At 67.5% G+C, this 20,145-nt stretch carries 16 protein-coding genes and 4 pseudogenes; 10 read left to right on the forward strand and 10 right to left on the reverse strand.

What is annotated here, in order from left to right; genetic code table 11:
- Positions 1-21: 21 nt before the first annotated feature.
- Positions 22-345 carry a hypothetical protein gene (locus GobsT_RS14365; RefSeq protein ID WP_148087741.1) on the forward strand — a complete coding sequence of 108 codons (324 nt, stop codon included), beginning with the start codon at positions 22-24 and terminating at the stop codon, positions 343-345.
- Between the two features lie 106 nt (positions 346-451).
- Here the strand turns inward: GobsT_RS14365 and GobsT_RS14370 are convergent, their stop codons facing one another.
- Positions 452-3,472 (reverse strand): M48 family metallopeptidase, encoded by a 3,021-nt coding sequence (locus GobsT_RS14370; RefSeq protein ID WP_010039724.1) that lies wholly within the window; start codon positions 3,470-3,472, stop codon positions 452-454.
- Positions 3,473-3,594: 122 nt separating this feature from the next.
- Between GobsT_RS14370 and GobsT_RS14375 the strand changes: the two genes are divergently transcribed.
- The 3 genes and pseudogenes from GobsT_RS14375 (at position 3,595) to GobsT_RS14385 (ending at position 7,651) form a co-directional block, all read left to right on the forward strand.
- Positions 3,595-4,836 carry an aminotransferase class V-fold PLP-dependent enzyme gene (locus tag GobsT_RS14375; protein ID WP_010039725.1) on the forward strand — a complete coding sequence of 414 codons (1,242 nt, stop codon included), beginning with the start codon at positions 3,595-3,597 and terminating at the stop codon, positions 4,834-4,836.
- 186 nt (positions 4,837-5,022) lie between these two features.
- A pseudogene (locus GobsT_RS40845) lies at positions 5,023-6,353 on the forward strand (IS701 family transposase).
- A gap of 140 nt (positions 6,354-6,493) precedes the next feature.
- Complete coding sequence (locus GobsT_RS14385) at positions 6,494-7,651, forward strand: transposase (protein ID WP_010033207.1); 1,158 nt, start codon at positions 6,494-6,496, stop codon at positions 7,649-7,651.
- Positions 7,652-7,714: 63 nt separating this feature from the next.
- On the opposite strand, the gene GobsT_RS14390 is transcribed toward GobsT_RS14385, so the two are convergent.
- The 3 genes from GobsT_RS14390 to GobsT_RS37770 all read right to left on the reverse strand — a co-directional run bounded on the left by GobsT_RS14390 (position 7,715) and on the right by GobsT_RS37770 (position 10,444).
- Positions 7,715-8,878 (reverse strand): PP2C family protein-serine/threonine phosphatase, encoded by a 1,164-nt coding sequence (locus GobsT_RS14390; protein WP_010039727.1) that lies wholly within the window; start codon positions 8,876-8,878, stop codon positions 7,715-7,717.
- Positions 8,879-9,206: 328 nt separating this feature from the next.
- Positions 9,207-9,908 carry a transposase gene (locus GobsT_RS14395; RefSeq protein WP_010039730.1) on the reverse strand — a complete coding sequence of 234 codons (702 nt, stop codon included), beginning with the start codon at positions 9,906-9,908 and terminating at the stop codon, positions 9,207-9,209.
- A gap of 116 nt (positions 9,909-10,024) precedes the next feature.
- Positions 10,025-10,444, reverse strand: a complete 420-nt coding sequence (locus tag GobsT_RS37770) for a transposase family protein (RefSeq protein ID WP_029600877.1) — start codon at positions 10,442-10,444, stop codon at positions 10,025-10,027.
- 75 nt (positions 10,445-10,519) lie between these two features.
- On the opposite strand from GobsT_RS37770, the pseudogene GobsT_RS14400 reads away from it, so the two are divergent.
- The 4 genes and pseudogenes from GobsT_RS14400 to GobsT_RS14415 all read left to right on the forward strand — a co-directional run.
- Positions 10,520-10,705: pseudogene (locus GobsT_RS14400) on the forward strand (hypothetical protein); the annotation flags it as partial.
- Positions 10,706-10,745: 40 nt separating this feature from the next.
- Positions 10,746-10,994: pseudogene (locus tag GobsT_RS41035) on the forward strand (transposase); the annotation flags it as partial.
- Positions 10,995-11,004: 10 nt separating this feature from the next.
- Positions 11,005-11,541 (forward strand): transposase, encoded by a 537-nt coding sequence (locus tag GobsT_RS14410; protein WP_081471947.1) that lies wholly within the window; start codon positions 11,005-11,007, stop codon positions 11,539-11,541.
- Between the two features lie 13 nt (positions 11,542-11,554).
- Positions 11,555-12,694 (forward strand): annotated as a pseudogene (locus tag GobsT_RS14415) (IS701 family transposase); the annotation flags it as partial.
- Between the two features lie 225 nt (positions 12,695-12,919).
- On the opposite strand, the gene GobsT_RS14420 reads toward GobsT_RS14415, so the two are convergent.
- The 4 genes from GobsT_RS14420 to GobsT_RS14430 form a co-directional block, all read right to left on the reverse strand.
- Positions 12,920-14,383: an IS66-like element ISGob3 family transposase gene (locus tag GobsT_RS14420; RefSeq protein WP_033199793.1), complete on the reverse strand. Its 1,464-nt coding sequence runs from the start codon at positions 14,381-14,383 to the stop codon at positions 12,920-12,922.
- A 56-nt stretch (positions 14,384-14,439) separates the two neighbouring features.
- Entirely contained in the window at positions 14,440-14,979 is a 540-nt protein-coding gene (locus GobsT_RS39650; protein WP_010048969.1) for an IS5 family transposase, read from the reverse strand.
- Between the two features lie 3 nt (positions 14,980-14,982).
- On the reverse strand, positions 14,983-15,303 hold the full coding sequence (locus tag GobsT_RS39655; protein WP_010048971.1) for an IS5 family transposase: 321 nt from the start codon (positions 15,301-15,303) through the stop codon (positions 14,983-14,985).
- A gap of 86 nt (positions 15,304-15,389) precedes the next feature.
- A complete protein-coding gene (locus GobsT_RS14430; protein WP_010048973.1) occupies positions 15,390-16,820 on the reverse strand; it encodes a transposase in 1,431 nt (476 codons plus the stop codon).
- A 61-nt stretch (positions 16,821-16,881) separates the two neighbouring features.
- Here GobsT_RS14430 and GobsT_RS14435 point away from each other — a divergent pair, with 61 nt between their 5' ends.
- On the forward strand, positions 16,882-17,124 hold the full coding sequence (locus tag GobsT_RS14435) for a MerR family transcriptional regulator (RefSeq protein WP_010048975.1): 243 nt from the start codon (positions 16,882-16,884) through the stop codon (positions 17,122-17,124).
- 60 nt (positions 17,125-17,184) lie between these two features.
- Entirely contained in the window at positions 17,185-17,529 is a 345-nt protein-coding gene (locus GobsT_RS14440; RefSeq protein WP_197905116.1) for a hypothetical protein, read from the forward strand.
- A 270-nt stretch (positions 17,530-17,799) separates the two neighbouring features.
- Here the strand turns inward: GobsT_RS14440 and GobsT_RS14445 are convergent, their stop codons facing one another.
- Complete coding sequence (locus tag GobsT_RS14445; RefSeq protein ID WP_157507029.1) at positions 17,800-18,195, reverse strand: hypothetical protein; 396 nt, start codon at positions 18,193-18,195, stop codon at positions 17,800-17,802.
- A 327-nt stretch (positions 18,196-18,522) separates the two neighbouring features.
- Positions 18,523-19,651 (reverse strand): IS3 family transposase gene (locus GobsT_RS14455; protein ID WP_417936319.1). Its coding sequence is split into 2 segments (ribosomal slippage): positions 18,523-19,371 and positions 19,373-19,651, totalling 1,128 coding nucleotides; the frame shifts between segments, so codons are not numbered across the junction.
- Positions 19,652-20,145: the final 494 nt, after the last annotated feature.

Genomic DNA, 20,145 nt, shown 5'->3' on the forward strand with positions numbered 1-20,145 from the left:
GTTGCGCTCAACGGCGGCGTGGTGGCACCGGCCGAGGCGAAGCGTCTGGTCGCGAAACACACCGCCGCGCTGGTCAGGACCTGGGCCGCCGATCTGGGCAGCGGTACGCGCGAGCAACTCACATGCACCGCCTACGGGTCTTACACCGTGACCCGCACCGGTTCCGGGGCTGTGACCGCCGGCGGGCAGTATGAAGTGAAGGGATTGGTCGGAACGAAAGGGCTGAAACTGCTCCTGACCGGCACGTCCGGTGAGCGAAACTTTATCGTCATCTTCGAGGACGACGAACTCCATCACCCGAGCCTGGAACAGGGCGTGACCGCGGTGTTCCGGAAGGTTCAGTGACCGAAAGTCACGGACGGGAGTGCCGGCGCCGCTCGCGGCGCGAGCGGCCACCCTCACCCCCTGAACAACCAACAACGAAAACAAATCCACGCCGGCCGGGCAAGCGTCACTTCGCCAGCGGTGAGCGGTCACCGGGCAGCACCGTCGTGATTCGGATCCCCGGCCGTTTGCCGTTCGCCGGCTTCAGCCCGGGCGTTGCCGGGGGTGCCGGGAAGCCGAGATCGGTGCCCGCGTCGAGGCTCAAATTTATAACGGCCGGTTCCGCGGCGCGGGGCGTTGGCAGTTCCGTGATGCCCGAGAGTGCCGGCGCCGCCGGCTTCGGCGTTGCTTCTCCGATCACCTCGACCGCGCCAACGAACTCGTCTGTTTCTGGGCCGGGGGACGCCGGCCCCAGGGCGGCGCCGGTAACGGGTTCGTTGGCGCCGGGTGTGGGTCTGCCTTCCATTGTGGGCGCGGGGGACGGTTCCGGCACCGGCTCGGGAGTCCGACCGAGTGCGAACACATCGGCCGCGGCTACCGGCGGACCGACGGGCAGTTCCACCGCAACGACCACCGCGGGGGCGGCTCGCGTGCTCAGTTCCGGTTCGACCGGTCCCGACGGTTGTTCGACCCGCGGCTCGGGTTCTGCGGGCGAAAAATGGCCGAGCGCCGGTACCGCCGCGGCGGCGGCTTGCGGCGCGGGAGGCGCGCCGGGTAACACCTCCGCGTCGATGACCTCGGCGTCGATCACTTCCGCGTCGATGATTTCGGCGTCGATCACTTCCGCCTCAATAACCTCGGCCGGCGCCGTCTCGGAGCTACTGGTTCCGATCACTTCGGCGCTGATCGGCTCGCGCTCGGCCTTCCACTTGGCCGCGATCTCCTCCTGCATCCGCAAGATCCCGCCGACGCTCTTGAAGTGCAGCCGGAAGCACTTGGACCGGGCGCTCTGGAGCTGCTGCTGCAGCTTGACGATCCAGGTCCCCTTGACGTAGCTCAGCGGCGGCTCCGGCACCATCTTGCCTTCGAGAATGAAATCGGCGAGGTTCTCGCCCTCCTCGAAGTTCTTCATCGCCGGCAGGTTGAGTTCCTTGGCGTCGCGGATGATGTTCCGCAGCGACTTCCACGACGCCCGCAGCACCCGCAGCACCTCGCCGACGAACTCGCTGGACACCTGGTCGCCGTGCTGCTGCTGGAGGTGCGAGAGGACCGCGAGGTGCCGCTCGGCTTCGTCGTACGCGTGCCGCGACTCCATGTACAGCCGCTGCACCTCCAACTGGAACCGGTACCGCTCGACCAGCTCGTCCTTCAGCTCGGGGGCGACCTGTGCCGCCATCTGCACGTGCAGCAGGTACACCCGCCGGTCGAACGACTTGAACCACTCCCAGTTCTCGTCGCGCTTCCGCTCGGCGTCCTCGATCCGGCGCTTGAGCTTGGGCGACGGGCGCCCGGTCGCGCTGCTGTGGAGCGATTCGAGCTCCTTGTGGATCTCGTTGCGCGTCTCGACGTTCTGCTCGCAGCCGTCGTACAGCTTCTCCAGCACCTTCTCCATGCGCTCTTCGGCCCAGGGCTTGTCCCGGACGAGGCCGTTCAGCTCGCTGAGGTCGCCGGGCTCGAGCGGCCGGTCGTCGTAGCACTCCTTGTACTTCGAGTCGTACGTCGTTTCGGAGTGCTCGTTGTCGATGAACGTCTGCACCTCGGCCGCGCTCACCAGCTCGGTGTTCTTCGGCACCTTGAACACCATGCGGTAGAACTTGTACGTCATCCGCTCCCGGAGGTCGTCCGCGTCGGCGAACAGGATCCACGGCGACCGGTGGTCGGCGGCCGCCGGGACGTAGGTCCGCTTGGCGTTGGCCTCCAGCTCGTGGGCCGGGGGGTGCGTGCGGCGCATCTCCGGAACGTCGTCGGTGTCGTCCCCGTCCGCAGGGTCGAACAGTTGCACCGTTTTGCCGGCCATCGGGTGGTCCAGCGCCGGCGGGAGCCCCAGATCCGGGTTCTTGCGCTTCAGCCGGACCACCGCGGCGGCGCGGTCCTGGTGGAGGAACATGTCCCGGCTGTGCAGCTTGTGGTCGCGGGCCACGGCCAGATCCTGGACCGCCTGCATCAGGCACAGGTTGCCGAACTTCAGCCGGAACAGGCTGAGCGCGACCGCGTCGCTGCCGGCCGCCTTCACCGCCACCAGGTCGGCGTGGAACTCGGCCTCCCGCATCACCGCCATCCGCTGGAGGGTGATGACCTTGAAGATCTGCCACAGGACGGTCCGGCCCACCCACAGGACCCCGCCAACGCCTAGACCGAGGACCGACAGGACGTTGTTCTGCCGCCGGCACCAGTTCACCGCACGGTCAAACCAGTCCTCGCCGGATACCAGGTCGCCGATGATGCGGCTCGCCACGTAGGCGTAACTGGACGACGTGGCGGACTGGCTGAAGTGGCCAAACTCGTGCGCGAGCACCGACTTGAACTCGGTCAGGTTCATGCAGTTCACCAGCCCCAGGCCGATGAGCAGGTCCTTCTTGGGCTCGACGAACAGGTTGATGAGGGTGGCTCGCGGCATTACTGCCGCGTTCACGTCCGGGGAGACGAACACGCGGTTGGGCTTGGGCGCGTCGAGCTCGTCGCACAGTTGGTCGATGAACGCGAACAGCACCGGTTGCTCGTCCGCGGTGATCTCGATGTGCAGCTCCTTGTCGACCGGGTGCCGCTTGAAGAAGCCCTTTACGAGGTACAGGAAGAACACGCTGGAGACGACGATGCCGACGACTTTGACGGGGAGCCAGTGGCCCAGGCTCCACACGCACCAGAACCCGACAAGGGCGAAGAACAGCACCGCCCCGATGTAGAACATGAGGAACAGGAACAGGCCGGAGAGCAGCAGGTTCTGCTGCCGGACGTAGGCCGCGGGGTAGTCGGTGAGGTCCTCGGGCACGCCCTCGGGGCTGGGCGGGTACGGCACCTTGGGGCCGCGCTTCTTGCGCCGGGCCGGGCCATCGCCGTCGGGGGCGTCGCGCCGCTTCCGGGCGCGTTCGGAACCGGAGCCGTCGGTCGAGCGGCCCGCGGTTCTGGCTTTTGCCTCCGGTCGGGGGGCGTCCTCCGGGATTTCCTCGGGCGGGAGGTCTTCGGGCTCTTGAGCCTGAGAATGGGCCATGTCCGACCTGCGCGGCTTCCGCCGTCTGTAAATGTACGGTGCGGGAGTATTTATAGACGATGGCGGGGTGCGGGGCGTCTGTCAACCCCCGGAGGGGACCCCGTGCGGAATGAGGGGGCCGAATGTCAAACAATGAACCTGCTGCGGGCCGCACGATCGACTGGGCCGCGGCCCGCACCCGGATGTTGCTGGACCCGACCGTAACGATGCTCAACACCGGGTCGTTCGGGCCGCTCCCGGTGCCGGTGTTCGACCGGGCCACAGAGCTGCGCCGGATGCTGGCCGCCGGGCCGACGAACTTCTTCGTGCGCCAAGCGCCGCCGCTCCTCTGGGCGGCCCGCGAGCGAACGGCCGCGTTCCTCGGCACGGCGCCGCAGCGGCTGGTGTTCACGTCGAACGTGTCGGCGGCGATCAACCTGGTCGCGTCGGGGCTGCGGCTTAACGCCCCCGGCGAGATCCTGATGAGCGACCACGAGTACGGGGCGATGATCTGGTGCTGGGAGCGTGCCGTCCAGCGGCAGGGGCTGACGATCCGCACGTTCCCTCTGCCGACGATGGCGAGCGACCCGGCGGAAATTGTGGACGCCGCCACGAAGGCGATGACCCGGCGGACGCGGCTGCTGTTCTTCAGCCACGTGCTTTCGCCCACGGGACTGGTGCTGCCCGCGAAGGCGCTGTGCGCCGAGGCCCGCCGGCGCGGCGTCGTGACCGTGGTGGACGGCGCGCACGCGCCGGTGTACGTCCCGCTGGACGTGTCGGACGTGGGCGCGGACTTCTACGCCGCGAACCTGCACAAGTGGCTGCTGGCGCCGTCCGGGGCCGGATTCCTGGTGGTGGGACCGGGTAACGAGGACCGCCTCCAGCCGCTCCACGTGAGCTGGGGCTATTACCCCGACAAGTACCCGATCGGCGAGGCCGTGCGGTCGGTCGGCCCCGACGCGCAAGACACATACGGCAGCACGCCGCGGACGCGCTTCCTGGAGTTCGAGGGGACGCGGGACCTGTGCCCGTGGCTGGCGGTGCCGGCGGCGATCGACTTCCAGTCCGAGTACGGCTTCGACGCGGTGCGCGGCCGCATCGCGGAACTGGCGGCGTACACGCGCGCGGTGATCGGCGGGCTGGGGCTGCCGCTGGCAACCCCCTCGGTACCGGGGCTGTGCGGCGCGATGACGGCGTTCGAACTGCCGGACGGCCGGACCGCCCCCGCGTTGCGGAAGGAGCTGTGGGCGCGCCGGGTGGAGATCCCGGTGATCGAGCGCCCGGGCCGGTTGCTGATCCGGGTGAGCCACCACTTCTACACGACCGAAGCCGAGATCGACCGGCTCGCGAAAGTGCTGAAGGAGATCGGTGTCGCGAGCATGTAGCAGTTCCAATCGACTACGGGCGCTGGCGCGGGAGTGGCCCGGGGCAGAACATTGGATGGGTAAAACTGTACTTTCCGCGAATTTGTAGGCCGGGCGGTGATGGTGGTACGTTCGGAGTAGACGAATGCCGGCCCGTCCGGGAGGATGGCGTTACCACACGACCTCCCAACCCGAACGGACGCGGCGATGCCATCTTCGCACACTCCGGCCCCGCGGTGCCAGTGGTTTTCGATTCTGGCCGGTGCCTTGGATCGGCGCTCGGGCCGGCGGTTGGCGCTGTTGTTCCTGGGGGTGCTGTTGGCCCGCGGGCGACAGGCCCGGAGTTGCTGGATCCGAGCCGCCGGGTTGTCGTCCCAGTACCGCCGCTGCTACCCCACCGCGGCCGCCGTCGGGCGCCGGGCCGAGGCCATCGCCACCCGGTTGTTGGTCGAGGTGCTCCGGCCGTTGGTGACCGGGCCGCGGGTCGTGCTCGCGTTGGATGACACCCCGACGGCGCGGTACGGTTCCCAGGTGCAAGGGGCCGGGGTGCACCACAACCCGACCCCCGGGCCGGCCGGGAGCGGGTTCGTGTACGGGCACGTGTGGGTGGTCCTCGGGTTGCTGGTGGCGCACCCGCTGGGCGGGGTCGTGGCGTTACCCCTGTTGGCCCGGCGGTACATCCGGAAGGCGAACCTGGGGGCGGTTCGGGCGGCGGACCGGCCCCCGTTCGCAACCAAGCTGACCATGGCCGTGGGCTTGGTGCGGTGGGCGCACGGGTGGCTGGCGTTGTGGGGGAAGGCGGTGTGGGTGGTGGCCGACGGGGCGTACGCCCAGGGGCCGGTGCTCAAGCCGCTGCGGAAGCTCGGGGTGACGGTGGTGAGCCGACTGCGCCGGGATGCGGCCCTGTGCTCGGTGCCACCGGCGCGAGTACCCGGGCGGCCCGGCGGCCGCGGGTGTACGGGACCGAGCGGGTGTCGCTGGCCAAGCGGGCCGCCCACCCCGGCGGGTGGAGCACCGGCATGTTCACCGTGTACGGGAAGTCGGTCGAGAAGCGGTACAAGACGTTCGTGGCCACGTGGCGCCCGGCCGGTGGGGCGATCCGGGTGGTGTTGGTGGACGAGCCCCACGGATGGGTCGCGTTCTTCGGCACCGACACCACCGCGACCGTGGCCGACATCCTGGAGCGGGTGGCCGACCGGTTCACCCTGGAGACCTGTTTTCGGGATCTCAAACAAGTCGCCGGGGCGGGTCAGCAGCAGGTGCGCGGGGTGCCGTCGAACGTGGGGTGCTTCCACCTGTGCGCGTGGGCCCACACCCTGACCGAGGTGTGGGCCTGGAACCAGAACGCCGAGGCCCTGGTGGGGCACCGATCCGCATCCCCGTGGGACGACCCGAACCGGCGCCCGAGCCACGCGGACAAGCGCCGGGCCTGGCAACACGAGCTGTTGGCCCAGGAGATTCAGGCCGTTGTGGGCGAGCACCACGACCACGCGAAAATCCGCGACCTCGCCCACCGGTGCTTGGATCTGGCCGCGTGAGCGCGGCCGATTCGCGGAAACTACAGGCCTACTTGAAACTACTGGAATCCAGTAGTTTCAAGTTGGGCGATTTATGAGTAGCGGGCCGCATGGGTTTACCGGTCAATGGTGGTTACCACGCCTCCACTGTCGGAGCCCCCATGCGACCCAAACGTCAGTCTATCCGAGCCACCCCGGCCCACGCCACCCGGCACCTCCGTCCGGTCCTGACCGACTGGCTCGGCCGTGCGGTCCAACTGCCCAAGCGTCGCCGCACCTGTACACCCGAGGTGGTGTGGCGGGTGGTGCTGTTCGCCGCGGCGTTCGCCCGCTCGGTGGCCGCGGCCTGTGCCGCGATCGCCGACGCCCCGTCCGGGCAGGCCATCTGGGATTGCTTGTACCTCACGCTGCCCAAGCGGCGCCGCACCCTCGAGCGGCGGTTGCGGCCGGCCCTCCACGCCCCGCTCGGCAAGCGGAAGCGGGCGGCTCGGGTCGCGATCGACTACCACCGGATCGGGTACTTCGGGACGCCGAACCGGGACACCACCCGGTCCAAGGGGGCCGGCGGCACCCACACGTTCCACACGTACGCCACCGCGTGCCTCGTCGGGGGACCGGACCGGTACACGCTCGGGTTGACGGCCGTGGGCGAGAAGGAGCCGATGACCGCGGTGCTCACCCGGCTGTTGGATCAGGTGACGGCGGCACGGGTTACGGTCCGGGTCGCGCTGCTGGACAAGGCGTTCTTCTCGATCGCGGTGATGCGGTTGCTCCAGGCGCGGGGTGTGCCGTTCGTGATCCCGGCCGTGGTCCGGGGCCGCAAGCCCCGGCCCGGGGTGAAGGGGGTCGGGTTGCGGGCCGTGCGGCGGCGGGGCGCGGGTCGATATGCGTACACCCACGCGGATCGGGGCACCTCGGTGCGGGTGCACGTGGTGATCGCTCACAAGAGCTACCGGTACCGGCGGACCGGGGGCCGGCGGAGCAAGAAGTTACTGTACGCGGCGTGGCGGGTGAGCGGGAGCCCGGTGGCGATTCGGGACCTGTACCGGACCCGATTCGGGATCGAGAGCAGCTACCGCCAGTTGGGGCAGGTTCGGCCCCGGACCTCGACCACCGATGGGGTCGTGCGACTCCTGTGGGTCGCCGTCGGGCTGATCCTGCGTAACGCCTGGTTGTGGTCCCGCTCAGCCCGCGGCCTCGGGTGGACACTGGCGGCGGTATGCCTGATACTGTTGGCCGATGGGCTGGCACCTACAGATGGCGAAAATAAGTCCATTACTACTGCACGATCGGCCAACAAAACCAAGCCGCCAACTTGAAACTACTGGAATCGCTTGTGCGGTATCACGGACGCGATCCGCTGACGAACAACGCATGTCGTGTCAATACTTGGCCAACTCGCACACAACGAGCGTGACATCATCGGACAGCTTCTGATCTCCTCGAAATTGCTTCTGGTCCGCGAGCAACCGGTCCAGGAGCAATTGGGCCGATAGAGCCCCGCCAGCCGTGAGCGCGGCTTCCAACCGGTCTGTACCATATCCCTCGCCACGGTCGTCCCGCGCTTCCACCAAGCCGTCGGTATAGAAGCACAGCCGGTCTCCCGGTTCGAGCTGCACAGTGCGCTCGCGGTACTGCTCGTCGGGCACGATTCCGAGGAGGAAGCCTTGAGCCGAAAGCGGCTGCACCGTGCCGGTGCGGGCGACGAACCGCAACGGGTACGGGTGCCCCGCGCTGGCGTAGGTTAGCACCCGGGTGCGGCGGTTCAGCACCCCGTAGAATGCCGTCACGAAACGGTCGTCAGCGAGCCCTTGGAGCCGGGTGTTCATCTCGGACAGCACCACTCCCGGTGAGATGGTCCCACTCGCGATGTCGGCGAACGCGGACCGCGACATGATGGCCACCATCGCCGCCGCAATGCTGTGCCCGCTGGCGTCGGCGATCAGGAACCCGATGTGGTCCGCGTCCGGCTGGGCTACGTCATAGTAATCACCGCCAAGGTGATCGAGCGGGGCATAATGCACCCCCCACCGCAGTTCCGGCCAAGGAGGGGGCGAGTGCGGCAACAGGAGCCGGGTTTGAAGCTGACCGGCGGCGCGGAGGTTGTGCCGCATCTCCGCATCGCGGGCCATGATCTCGCCCAGCGCCCGCTTCAGTTCGTGCGTGCGGTGTTCGACCACCCGGTTGAGGTCGTCCGCGCGCCGGCCCAGCAGCATCCGGGTGGAAAGTAAGCCGAGTACCGTACGGTCCTCGACCACGGGCAGGTGCCGCACCCGCTTCTGCTCCATCAGGGAGACCGCCGCCTCCCACGCTTCATTCGGGCCAATGGTGATCGGGTCTGGCGTCATCCAAGCCGACACCGGCAGCTCGCGCCAGCCCGGGTCGGCGTCCGCGACGCGGCGCAGTAGGTCGCGCTCGGTGAAGATTCCCTGTAACTTGTGTTCGCCGGTCGTTACGAGTACGGCACCGATCCGCAGCCGGTTCATCTCCCCCATCACGTCGCGCAGCGGGCAGGACGGCGGAACCCGCACGGGGGTCGACATCATCACCTGTCGCACACTCAACTGGTCTGGCCGCGTCAACATTCGTCACCTGTAAGCCGCGCGACGGCGTGGGCCGGCGGGCGCGGTTTTGAGGAGGAATTATAGAACCCGCGGTCCGCGTCGCCCGAATCTGCAGAATGTGTCCGCAGAAGCTTGACCACTCTCCCCGATGCGAGAAGACACACTGGAACTGCCCGCGCGGGGAGAAACCGATGCCGATCTGGGTGCGACAAGCGGCGGCGATCCTGGTCCGCGACGGACGGGTGTGCCTTGTTCGGTCGAGCAGCGGGCGCCGCTGGGTTGTCCGGCTCTCCGCGATTCTTGGGGACGTTCAAGCTTTCGCCCGGCCGAAGCGGTCCAACACGCAGAGCCGGAATTTCTTGAAGTTGACCATTCCCCAGGCACGCCACAGGATGGCGCGCCGCCCGTGGTTGAATCCCTCGGTCCGACCGTTGCTGTTCCGGTTCCCGAAGTAGTTCGCGATCCGGCCCATCCCGTTCGTCAACGTCTTGCAGAACTTCTCCAACGCCGACAGGCCGAGTTTCCGGACCTCACTCATCCAGCCCTCTAACCGCTTTCGGCCCTGCTCCGCCGTGACCATCGTTCGATCCTCGAAGATGGCACGCAGACCCTCCCGTTGGTCCCACAACGCACCCAATGCCGGGAACTCCTGCCGCAACCGGGCGAACGGTTCCCGGTCCTCCTCGCGCAGGTTCTCCGGGTTCGTCACCCACCACCGGCTCCCCTTCAACCGGGTCTTGGCCTCCGCCGACAGGCCCCGCTGCAACTCCCGGCGGGCCGCCGTCAACCCGTCCTGGAAGTTCTTCATCACATGGAACCGGTCGATGGTGATGGCGACGCCCTCCCCGAACGCCTCCCGAGATGCCTCCACATAGGCGTCCCACATGTCCGTCGTCACCTCCTCGACGGTCGCCAGCAGGCCACTCGCCTTGGCCGCCTTCCGGTACGCCAGGACCGTGGCTTTCTCCCGGTTCTCCAGCACATTCAGCCCGTGGTCGTGATCGATGATCACGGCGACGAACTGTCGGTGCCGCTTTTGAGCGACAGCTCGTCGATCCCGATCCGCCGGATCGGCCCGGTCGGCGTCCGGGCGAGGTCCGGTTGCTGGCGCGCCACGTAGTCGTAGTATCAGCCCTCCAACGTCTTCTCCGCAACCCCGAAGAACCGGGCCGCGTTGGACACGTCGCTGTGGCGGATCAACTCGGCGACACGCCCCAGTAACCGCTCCGTGCCGTGTGCCCCTTCGGCCAAGAACTCGATGGTCAGGGTAAAACATCGGTCGCAGTGTGGGCACTCGAATTGTCCGACGCGGACCGTCAACTCGACGGCGTGGGAGCCGATGGGCCAGTCGAGGATGCCCTCCCGAGTGCGGCGTTGCTTGACCATCTCGGTCACCCGATGGCAGTGCGGGCACACACCGACGGGGTGTTCGGGAACCACGGTGATGACGTACCGCTGGCAGACCTCGTCCTCACGCACGTGGACGACCGCGAACCCCGGTAGGTGGAGGAGGTCGGTCCAGAACGTGGAGACGCTTTCGTCGGGCATGGTCGTGTCTCCCGAGCTAGTACTACTCCGTTAGAGGTCGGAATCGCTTTAAGCGGTTCCGACCTCTAATCTTGCATGAGAACCTTTACTCCAACCCTCGACGCGGCTGTTCTCGAGCGGTTGCGTGATTACGCGGCCCTGTTTGCGGATGACTTCCCCCAGTCCAAGCCCGCCCTCTGGGCCGGGGTCTACCTCCAGGGCTTGCTCCTCGACGGCGAGCGCAAGTCCATCGAACCGCTCTCAGAGTGTGTTTTGAAACCGCTCTAGATTTTGAGCAGCAGATGGTCTACTCATGGCCGCCATGAGTAGGAAGCGATACCCGACGGATCTGACGGATGCGCAATGGGAGCAGTTGGACCGGCTGTTGCCGAAGCCCAAGTGCGGGACCGCCAAGGGTGGTCACCCGGTGGTGGTGGACCGGCGCGAGGTGGTGAACGCGATCTTCTACCACCGGCGCGCGGGCGGGGCGTGGCGCATGCTCCCCCACGACTTCCCGGCGTGGCAAACGGTGTACGGCCTGTTCCGCGACTGGCGCCTCGCCGGCGCCTGGGATCAGGTGCATGCGGCGCTCCGCGAGGAGGTGCGCATCGAGGCCGGGTACCCCGCCACCCCGGAGACCTTGCGGGTCGACAGTCAGACGGTCAAGATCACCCACCGCGGCGGCCCGAAGGGGTACGACGGGGGGAAAAAAGGTGAACGGCCGCAAGCGGTTCATCGGGGTCGATTCGCTCGGGTTGGTGTGGGCCCTGTCGGTGCTCACGGCCGACATCCAGGATCGGGACGGCGGGCGGTGGCTGCTGGGCGCGGTGCGGCACCGGCTGCCGCGGGTGCGTGAGGTGATCGCCGACAGCGGGTTCTCCAAGCGGTTCCAGCAGTTCGTCCGCAACGTGTGCCGATGGGCGGTGACCATCACCGCCAACGCCAAGGACGGGTTCAAGGTGCACACCCGGCGGTGGGTGGTGGAGCGCACGTTCGCTTGGTTCGTCCGGTACCGGCGGCTCATGGTCGATTACGAGTACCACACCGAAACCACCGAAGCCATGATCCAAGCCGCCATGATTCACCGCATGCTCCGCAAATTGTACCCCAACCCGTAGGTTTCAAAACACACTCTCACGCCGCATCACCCTGCCCGACGAGCTCACCAGCACCGATCCCGAGCAGGCACTCCAACAGTTCGTCAACCAAAGCCCCTGGGATCAGAAGCCCGTCCTCACGCGCTATCGTGCCCACCTCGCTCAGACCTTCGCCAGCCCCGACGGGATCTTCCTGTTCGACGACGTCTTGTTCCCCAAACAGGGCACCCACTCCGTGGGCGTTCCGCGCCAATACTGCGGCGCGCTGGGCAAGACGGTCAACTGCCAGGTCGCGGTGTCCGTGCAGTACGTCGGCCCCAAAGGTCACTACCCCCTGGACCTGCAACTGTACCTGCCGGACGCGTGGCTCGCCGACGCCACGCGGTTGGGCCGAGTGGGCGTGCCCGAGGATCAACGCATCGCTCGAACCAAGCACGAGATCGCCCTGGAACTGTTGGACCGGGTGCGGGGCGAAGGTTTACCCGGCCGCGCGGTGGTGGCCGATGTTGGGTACGGGGTCTCCGGCGCGTTCCGGGCCGGGCTGGAGCAACGGGGGCTGAAGTACATCGTGGGGGTGACCGGGGACCTCGTGGTTTTCACGGCAGAACCCAAATGGGATCGACCCGGGGCTGATAACTCGGGCGGTCGAGGTCGCCCCCGCAAGCCGCCGCGGCTGGCGGCGAGCAACCCGCGCCCGGTGCCGCTGAGCGCGTTGGCCGAACGGGTCGCGCGGCACCGGGTGGGCTGGCGCGAGGGCACGAAGGGGACGTTGTCCGGGCACTTCGCGTGGGTGCGGGTGTGGCCGGCCCACGGGTGGAAGACGGGCGAGTGTGCGGACGAGAAGCCGTTGTGGGTGTTGGTCGAGAAGCAAGGCGAGGATGGTCCGTTGAAGTTCGCATTCTCGAACCGACCGGCGGGCACGAGTCGGATCGCGGCGGTGCGGCTGTGGAAGAGCCGGTGGCCGGTGGAACAGGGGTACCAGCAATTGAAGGAGGAGTTGGGGTTGGACCACTTCGAGGGCCGGTCGTGGCGCGGGTTCCACCACCACGCGGCCATGACCCTGTTGGCGTACGGGTTCCTGTTGCTCGAGAGAGACCGGCTCGGGGCCGAACGGGATCGGGCCAACCGCACCCGCCCGGAGCGGGTAAAAAAGGGGGCGCCGAACCGCCCCTGACCCTGCCCGGGGTGCGGCGCGCCTTGCAACAGCTGCTGCGCCCGTGGGCCCAGCCGGATTGTGTCCACTGCCGGGCACAGCACTTACATCCGATTCAAATCTAACGGAGTAGTACTAGGGAGCAGGAGATCGGTGTGGAGGCGACTCGCTGAGCTTAGTGACTGTCCCATATGTGAGATTTATGCCACCGTGTGGGTAAGCGTTCACAGTTGATGCGGGTGTATCTCAACAGCCAGCGAAAGTTGGGTTCATCATCGGTGGTTGTTGAGCCGGGACCGGGATCAGTGTTGGTGGCTTTGCCCCGGTACGGTGTGCGGTGACGGCGTCGGTGAGGAATGCGAGCACGTTGCGGCCCTGCCGGCGACACGAGGCCAGGACCGTGAGGATCCGCTCCACGAACCGGCTACCGCGTTCGGAGTCGGTGCCGTAGCTGGTCTTGCGCCAGCACACGGCGTGACGCAGGGCCCGCTCGGCCGCGTTGTTGGTCGGTTCCACCCCGCCCACGCGTGCGAACGTCCACAGGGCCGGCTCCACCGCCAACAGCTCGCGGCACACGGCCCCGGTCTTGGGGCACCCGCACCGGCCCCCGTACCCCAGGTGCGTGCGGAACCGGGCCCGCACGGCGCGGGCGTACACGCGAGCGAACGTGGACCGGGCTAACGTCCCGTCCCGCACCCGGAACCAGTGCCCGAACAGTTCGTCGGAACAGGCCAACAGGGCGGCCCCGATCGGGGATCCGTCGTTGCCCCGATCGATCATCGCCTGGAAGTCCCGCCGCAGGTGCGCCCAGCACACCTGGCGCCGATGCACCGGCAGATGCGTGTACACCGGATACCGATCGGTCGTGTGGACCTGGGCGGACCCGTCCCGCAGGTCGTCGAACGCGCTCCGGCCCCGGGTGGCGCGGATCAGGAATGCGACCACCGAGGTGCTCACCGCGACCCACAACCAGGCCCGCTGGCGCCCTTGCGTCCAGCCCGTTTCGTCCACGTTCGCCGGGTGCCCGCGGGTGTACGCGAGAGCCGCTTCGGCCACCGGGGCCAGAGCCGCCGCGGTCGTGTGCTGGAGTTTGCACACCGTGGCCGGACGGATGGGCAACCCGAACAGGTCGTCGAACAGTTGGCTCACCACCCGCTTGCCCAGGCGGCACGAACCGGTGAGCATGGCGGCCACCGCCTGGACCCGGGGACCGTACCCGGGAGCCGCGTCGGCGGGCACCGGTGCGGTCGTCACGGCGCCGCAGTGCGGGCACCGGAGCCGATGGCACCGATACTCGGTCACCTGCGGCCGGACGACCGGGATCTCATGCACCTGGTGAATCGACGGGTTCGGGTCGTCCCCGGTGAGTGGGCACGCACACCCGCGGCAGGTGTCCGGTTTGAGGGTGTGGACCGTGTCGGGCGGCAGCACGGTGCGCTCGGCCTTGGGGTGCCCCGATTGACCGCCGCGCCGCTTCCCCGAGGGACTCTTGGGCGGGGCCGGCTTCACCTGCGGACCATCCGACGAGGGCGGTTTCGACGAGTTGCTGGAATTCTGGTTGAGCCGGGTCTGAAGGTCGGCCACCGTGACCTGGAGAGCCGCGACCGTGGCCTGCAACTGCGCAACCGTCGCTTCCAGCGCACGAATGTACGCCACCACCGCTGGCGGCAGGTCACTCGGTAGCTCCGGCGGTTGAGGAACAGATGTCATCGCGTCCGTTCGATTACGGAACACCGGCTCTTGAGGCAACCCCGCGCAGAATCGAGTCACAAAGGCCTGGAAAATGCACGGCCCGCACCCCGTGAACGGTTACCCGTGTGGTATTGAAACTCGGCGTCGCCCCCTTTCGGCTCAAGCCGGTTGAGCATCAGGTGGATCATGGCCAACTTGACGAACGCCTCCGACGACCGCACCGCCTTCTCCCGGTCCTTGGACAACCGCCGGCACGTCCCCAGCCAGGCGAACGTCCGCTCCACCGTCCACCGCCGCGGTAACTTCACCCACCCCTTGGCCCCGTCCGGGCGGCGGACGATGACCAGCTCCCACCGGGCGTTCGTCTCGACCCACTCGTACAGGGCGTAGTTGTGGTACTTGCGGTCGGCGAACACCCGGCGCACCTTCCCCATCGGTTGCTCGTCCAGCCGGCCGAACAGTTCGGCCGCCGCCTTGGCATCATCGACGCTCGCGGCCGTCACCAGCACGGCCAGCAGCAACCCCATGGAATCCACGAGGATGTGCCGCTTCCGCCCGTCCACGTTCTTGGCGTTGTCCCGGCCCCGCTCCTCGCCGCCGGAGGTCGTGTCCACCGACTAGCTATCCACGCTCGCGGTCGTCCGGGGCGAGTACGGCCTCTCGGCGGTGCGGACCTTTTTGCGGAGAAGGTCATGGATCGTGTCGCGGGTGCCGTTGTGTCGCCACTCGTCGAAGTACCGCCCGACCGTGGACTTGGGCGGGAAGTCCTTGGGCCGGTACCGCCACTGGCAACCGGTCCGCAGCACGTAGAAGACCGCGTCGGTGACGTCCCGCAGGGCGGTGGTGCGGGGACGGCCGCCGGGGTACACGGGGATGTGTGGCTCGATGAGCCCCCACTGCTCGTCGGTCACGTCGCTCGGGTAGGATTGGGTTCGCATGGACCATTCTACCCACCCAACCGCCACATATGGGACAGTCACTTAGGCGGCCGGGGGCCACTGCTGCGCACATCTGATGCGTGCCGTTATGTCCGACCGTTTGGCGGCTTCGGCTGGAGCAGCTTGTGAATCGAGGTGTGCCCCCCAGACTTTCGCGGCGGAGGCTTCTCCGGTCGCGGCTTCTGGTTCGGCACCTTGGCCCACTTCGGCGACCATTGCGTGGAGAGCAACTCTCGCACGCGACCGCGCACCCGCTCATCGCCGCCCGGCACCGGGAGGGCGGCGGTCACCTCGTCGAGCGTCAGCACCTCGTGCAACCCGATCAACTCACGGGTCATGTCCGCGAGCACCTGCTCGGCGGACACATCCTCAACGGGCGTGGGCTCGGGGCGACCGGCCGTGATGTACGCTCGCACCAGTTGCAGCACGTTGAACAGTACCAGGCACAGGGCCCCCTGGAACACGGTCGCGGGCGGACGGCACCCGATCAGTCGTTGCAGGTGGAGCACCTCGGTGATCTGTTGGAACACGTTCTCGATTTGCCACCGCGTGAGGTACACCGCCAGCAGATCGGCGCCGGGGTGCCGTCGGTCGTCGAGCCGGTCCGTAATCACCCCCACGTCCTCGTCGCCCGGGCGGATCAGGGTGACCCGTCGCACGTACAACCGGCGCTCCCCTTGCCCTTCGGCCCCGAGCCACCCCCACTCCTGACGAACCGCGCGGCCGTCATCATCCGTGCCCGTGACCGGGGCCCGCGTCGGGTCCGGGTGGAACCCCGTGTTGTGCCCGTACCGGACCGCGAAGTGGTCTCCGTCGGCGGCGAACCGACGGGGCTGGATCAGGTCGCAGAACTGGCGGTCGGCCACCCACCGCCGTGGCCCCGTCACCACCTCACGGACGGTCGGCAACAGAGCCGGAATGGACCGGATGTCATTGGCCTCCCCGTCAACATCGGCAGCCAGACCGACCGCCACGCCCTCGGCGGGTAGGTACGCGACCAGCAACTTCCCGCCGTATAGTTTGCCCGGCTGGTTCCGGGTCGGGAGCAGCCGCTTGGCCACCCTCTTGATCTTCTTCCCATCGACCACCACCACCGACAGCCCGCTCAGGCTGGCCGGCACAGCGGCCGGCCGGGCGTCCGCCGGGAGCAGCGGGCGGAGGCGCGGGGTGAGGGTGGTAAGGAGGGCCTCGGCCAGCGGCAACGGGAGGCGCGCGAGTTTGCCGTACACGGCCCGCACTTGGCACGAGATCTGGTTCCGCTGGACCGCGTCGAGGATGGCCCCGCGACCGTGGCCCCGGTACCGGGTGAGGGCGTCGGCGAGCACCCGGACCAACTCGGCGAAGGTGAGCTGGTCCTCGTAGCACCGACCCCGATACCGGTCGAACAGGTCCGCGAGGACGGCGTCCGAGGCGAGGTACCCCCATACGGTGTAAAACGCCTCGGCCAGCGGTAGGCGGTGTAGCACTTCGGCGGAGAAACCGTTCGCCGCGGACGCCGTCCCGGTTGCGGATGGCACGACAGATCCTCAACGTCCTGATGGGTCAAGACGTTATAGCCCAAGCCAGATGTGCGCAGCAGTGACCGACGAGTACCGTCCGGGTAGTTTGGCGCATCGTCTGGGCGTCAACCGCGACACGGTCCGTCGTTGGGTGAAAGTGAAGTGGGTGAACGTCCGTCGTGACGAGAACGCGCACCACGTGATCTGGGTCGACGCCGAAGAACTAGAGCGCCTGCGAACCCTTCACCAACTCCCCCGCACATGGGCGAATAAGGCTCGCTTCGAGGAGCTGGAGAAGCCCAAACCGCGGCCGGCGCGGTAGACTGGAACCGGCCCGGTTGCCAGCCGACCGGGCCACCCCACCTCTACCTTCGGAGGCATTATGGCTGAGCTATTGAGGAGTACGTTCCAAGAAATGCGCGCGGAACTGGGCCTGGAGACGACCCGCGGGCGGCGCGAGAAGACCGTGTTGCGGGCGGCCCCGTGCCTGTTCCGGTTGTACACCGTGGTGGCGGTCCAGTTCCACACCCTGCCCGCATCGAAGCGAACCGGGGTCGTGGAATGGCCGGGCAATACCGTCGCAACATTCTCCGATGCGTTGGCGGCGGTCCGGCGGTGGCTCTGGGCCGAGGCACTTTTGCCACAGGCCGGGCAAACCATGGGTCTTGATAAACTCCCGGAGCCCGTGCGCGAGCTCTTGCTTACCACGCTCGCACCCGCCGGATAAGCGTCACAGATTCGGCATCAGTCGAGTTCAGAGCCTGTGAATCAAACCCTCTCGGGCGGCAATCGATTCCGTTCGCAGTCGTGGTGAGAGGGTCTGTGGGGCGGTGCTCGGGTTTGCTCCCAGGCTATTGGCGGCATGCGTCGCGCCTGCACCGTTTTTGCCTCGTCAGGGCACCATTTCCGCGGCGCGCGGCCTTGCCCCGCAAGCCAGGTTGTGAGCGACCGCAAACCACAGGACCACGGACATCACCTTCTCCACCCCGCGAACCAGTCATCGCAACAGACCGCGGTTCCGGGCCTGGGCGTTCACGCACTCGATCGTCGCGGCCCGATGTCGGTACACGTCTTGGGCCGCCTCGGTCCCCATCCGGGGGAGCCACTGGCGGACCGTCGGATGGTCCGTGGCAAGCGGTTGGTACCGGTCCCGAGTCGGATCTTTCGGCTCCGGCACCGGCGCGTACACGGTACATCCCCGTGGCGCGTCCTCAACCGCCTGAATGTCCGACAGGTCGACGCACCCGCCGTCGGACAAGACCTCTCGCGGGTACATCCCGTGCCGTGCCCGCGTCTGGCCCACCAATGGCGTGAGTTGTCCGCTATCGGTGCCGTTGGTCGTGACCTCAACGGCACCGATGGCCTGACGTCCACAATCGGTACCCAGTTCCACGTCGTACGCCGAACGGAACCCGGCAGAGCTTGTACCCGAGGCGGTTCAGGATGTCACCGACGGTCTGGCGGGTCGGCACCTTCCCGGCCCGTTCGGGGACGGCCAGCAACGCCTCGCGGACGGCCATGGCGGTAACCCGGGTATAGGCCAACGGGGTCTGGAACGTGGGACCGGCCTGGGCGTGCGGAGCGACCAGGCGGCGGATGTGCACTTCGACCTTGGGGTGCAAGTCCTCGGTCGCCGTCCGCCCGCGGGATTCGAAGTCCTCGACGCACCGGATGCCTACAGTGGACCCCATTGTCTAGACCAAAAAGTTGCTATCCTTCGCTACTGTTTCGTCGGGGCCTTCGTGGCTCCGACGCCATACACCTGAGCCGGGGTGCGGTAGTCCAGGGACTGGTGTAACCGCTCGGTGTTGTAGAACCCGAAGTACGCCCGGAGCCCACTCTCCAGGGCCGGCACCGACTCGTAACCCTTGAGGTACACGTCCTCGTACTTGACGCTCCGCCACAGGCGCTCCACGAACACGTTGTCCAGGCACCGGCCCCGCCCGTCCATGCTCACCGCGACCCCGGCCCGCTCCAATCGCCCGACCCACGCGGCGGCCGTGAACTGGACTCCCTGGTCCGTGTTGAACACCTCCGGCTTGCCCCGGCCCAAGGCCTCCTCCAGCATGTCCTGGCAGAATGACCCGTCCAACGTGTTGGACAGTCGCCAGGCCACCACGTACCGGCTGAACCAGTCCATCGTTGCGGCCAGGTACATGAACCCGGTGGGCATCGGGATGTACGTGATGTCCGTGCTCCACACCTGATGGACCCGGTCGATGGCCACGCCCCGCAACAGGTACGGGTACACCTTGTGCCCGGACCCGACCGACAGCTTGGGCTTGGGGTACAGGGCCTCCAACCCCATGATCCGCAACAGCCGCTGCACCCGCTTGCGGTTCACCTCGTGGCCCTGGGTGCCCAGCCACGCGGCCAGGCGCCGGCTCCCGTAGAACGGGCACGTCGTGTACTGCTCGTCGATCAACCGCATCAGCGTCAGGTTCTCCGCGCTCTCCGGGGTCGGCTCGTAGTACACCGTCGAGCGGTTCAATCCGATCAGCTCGCACTGGCGCCGGACGCTCAGCTCCGGGTGCTCGGCCTCGATCCGGGCACGCTTGGCCTCAGCCGAGGGCGGCCGATTTTTTTTTCACCCAGTCGAGTTCCACCTTGAGGCGGCCGATCTGCTCGTACAACTCGGTCGTCTTGTCTTCCGGGGGGCCGGTGCCCTTCGCCCCCGAGGCGAACACGGCCTCGGCCCCGGTGAGCAACTGCTTCTTCCACCCATGAATCAGGGTCGGGTGGACGCCGTGCTGACTCGCCAGTTCGTTGATGGTCTTGTCGCCCTTGAGGGCCGCCAGCGCGACCTGGGCCTTGAACGCCGCCGAGTGACTCTTCCGCTTGCCCGCCATGGGTTCCCCTTTCCTGGGCCTCCGGTATAGCTTAACCGGCGGTCCAGTTTTCGGGGTCCACTATAGCCGGTCCGGAATTCGTTCAGGCCGGTGTGGACGGTGTCGCGTCCCCACCCGAAGGTGGTCTCGGCGTGGCGGGCGGAGCCGCCGCAGTAGGTATGAGCCATCTCGGCCTGGAATCGCCGCCGCTTGTGCCCGGTGAGCAGCGTCGCGGCCAGTAGGATGGCCCACCGGGCGTCGTCCGTGAGTTCTGCTATCACGACCTCCCCCGTGAGGCATACCTTGTAGCCGATCCCAGAGGTCACTGGGAGATCACCTTCCCGCTCGTGCCTTAGACGTCAGCGAAACTGATCGATTTCGTAATTTTTGGAGCCGTCGTTAGGGAACGGAGGCGCGGTCGCGCGTGGCGCGACCGCGCCACGCGCGAAGTGTCGAGAAAGTCGTCACCGATATCCGTTATTCGACGCCGAAGCGGTCTCGGATTCCAACTTGTG

It is taken from the genome of Gemmata obscuriglobus, from assembly GCF_008065095.1.
GTDB classification, from domain to species: domain Bacteria; phylum Planctomycetota; class Planctomycetia; order Gemmatales; family Gemmataceae; genus Gemmata; species Gemmata obscuriglobus.

Coding starts and splice junctions, on each gene's coding strand:
- GobsT_RS14370 (WP_010039724.1), bottom strand. CDS start 3,472: ATGGCCCATTCTCAGGCTCAAGAGCCCGAAGACCTCCCGCCCGAGGAA.
- GobsT_RS14375 (WP_010039725.1), top strand. CDS start 3,595: ATGTCAAACAATGAACCTGCTGCGGGCCGCACGATCGACTGGGCCGCG.
- GobsT_RS14385 (WP_010033207.1), top strand. CDS start 6,494: ATGCGACCCAAACGTCAGTCTATCCGAGCCACCCCGGCCCACGCCACC.
- GobsT_RS14390 (WP_010039727.1), bottom strand. CDS start 8,878: ATGATGTCGACCCCCGTGCGGGTTCCGCCGTCCTGCCCGCTGCGCGAC.
- GobsT_RS37770 (WP_029600877.1), bottom strand. CDS start 10,444: ATGCCCGACGAAAGCGTCTCCACGTTCTGGACCGACCTCCTCCACCTA.
- GobsT_RS14410 (WP_081471947.1), top strand. CDS start 11,005: ATGCGGCGCTCCGCGAGGAGGTGCGCATCGAGGCCGGGTACCCCGCCA.
- GobsT_RS14420 (WP_033199793.1), bottom strand. CDS start 14,383: ATGACATCTGTTCCTCAACCGCCGGAGCTACCGAGTGACCTGCCGCCA.
- GobsT_RS39655 (WP_010048971.1), bottom strand. CDS start 15,303: ATGCGAACCCAATCCTACCCGAGCGACGTGACCGACGAGCAGTGGGGG.
- GobsT_RS14440 (WP_197905116.1), top strand. CDS start 17,185: ATGGCTGAGCTATTGAGGAGTACGTTCCAAGAAATGCGCGCGGAACTG.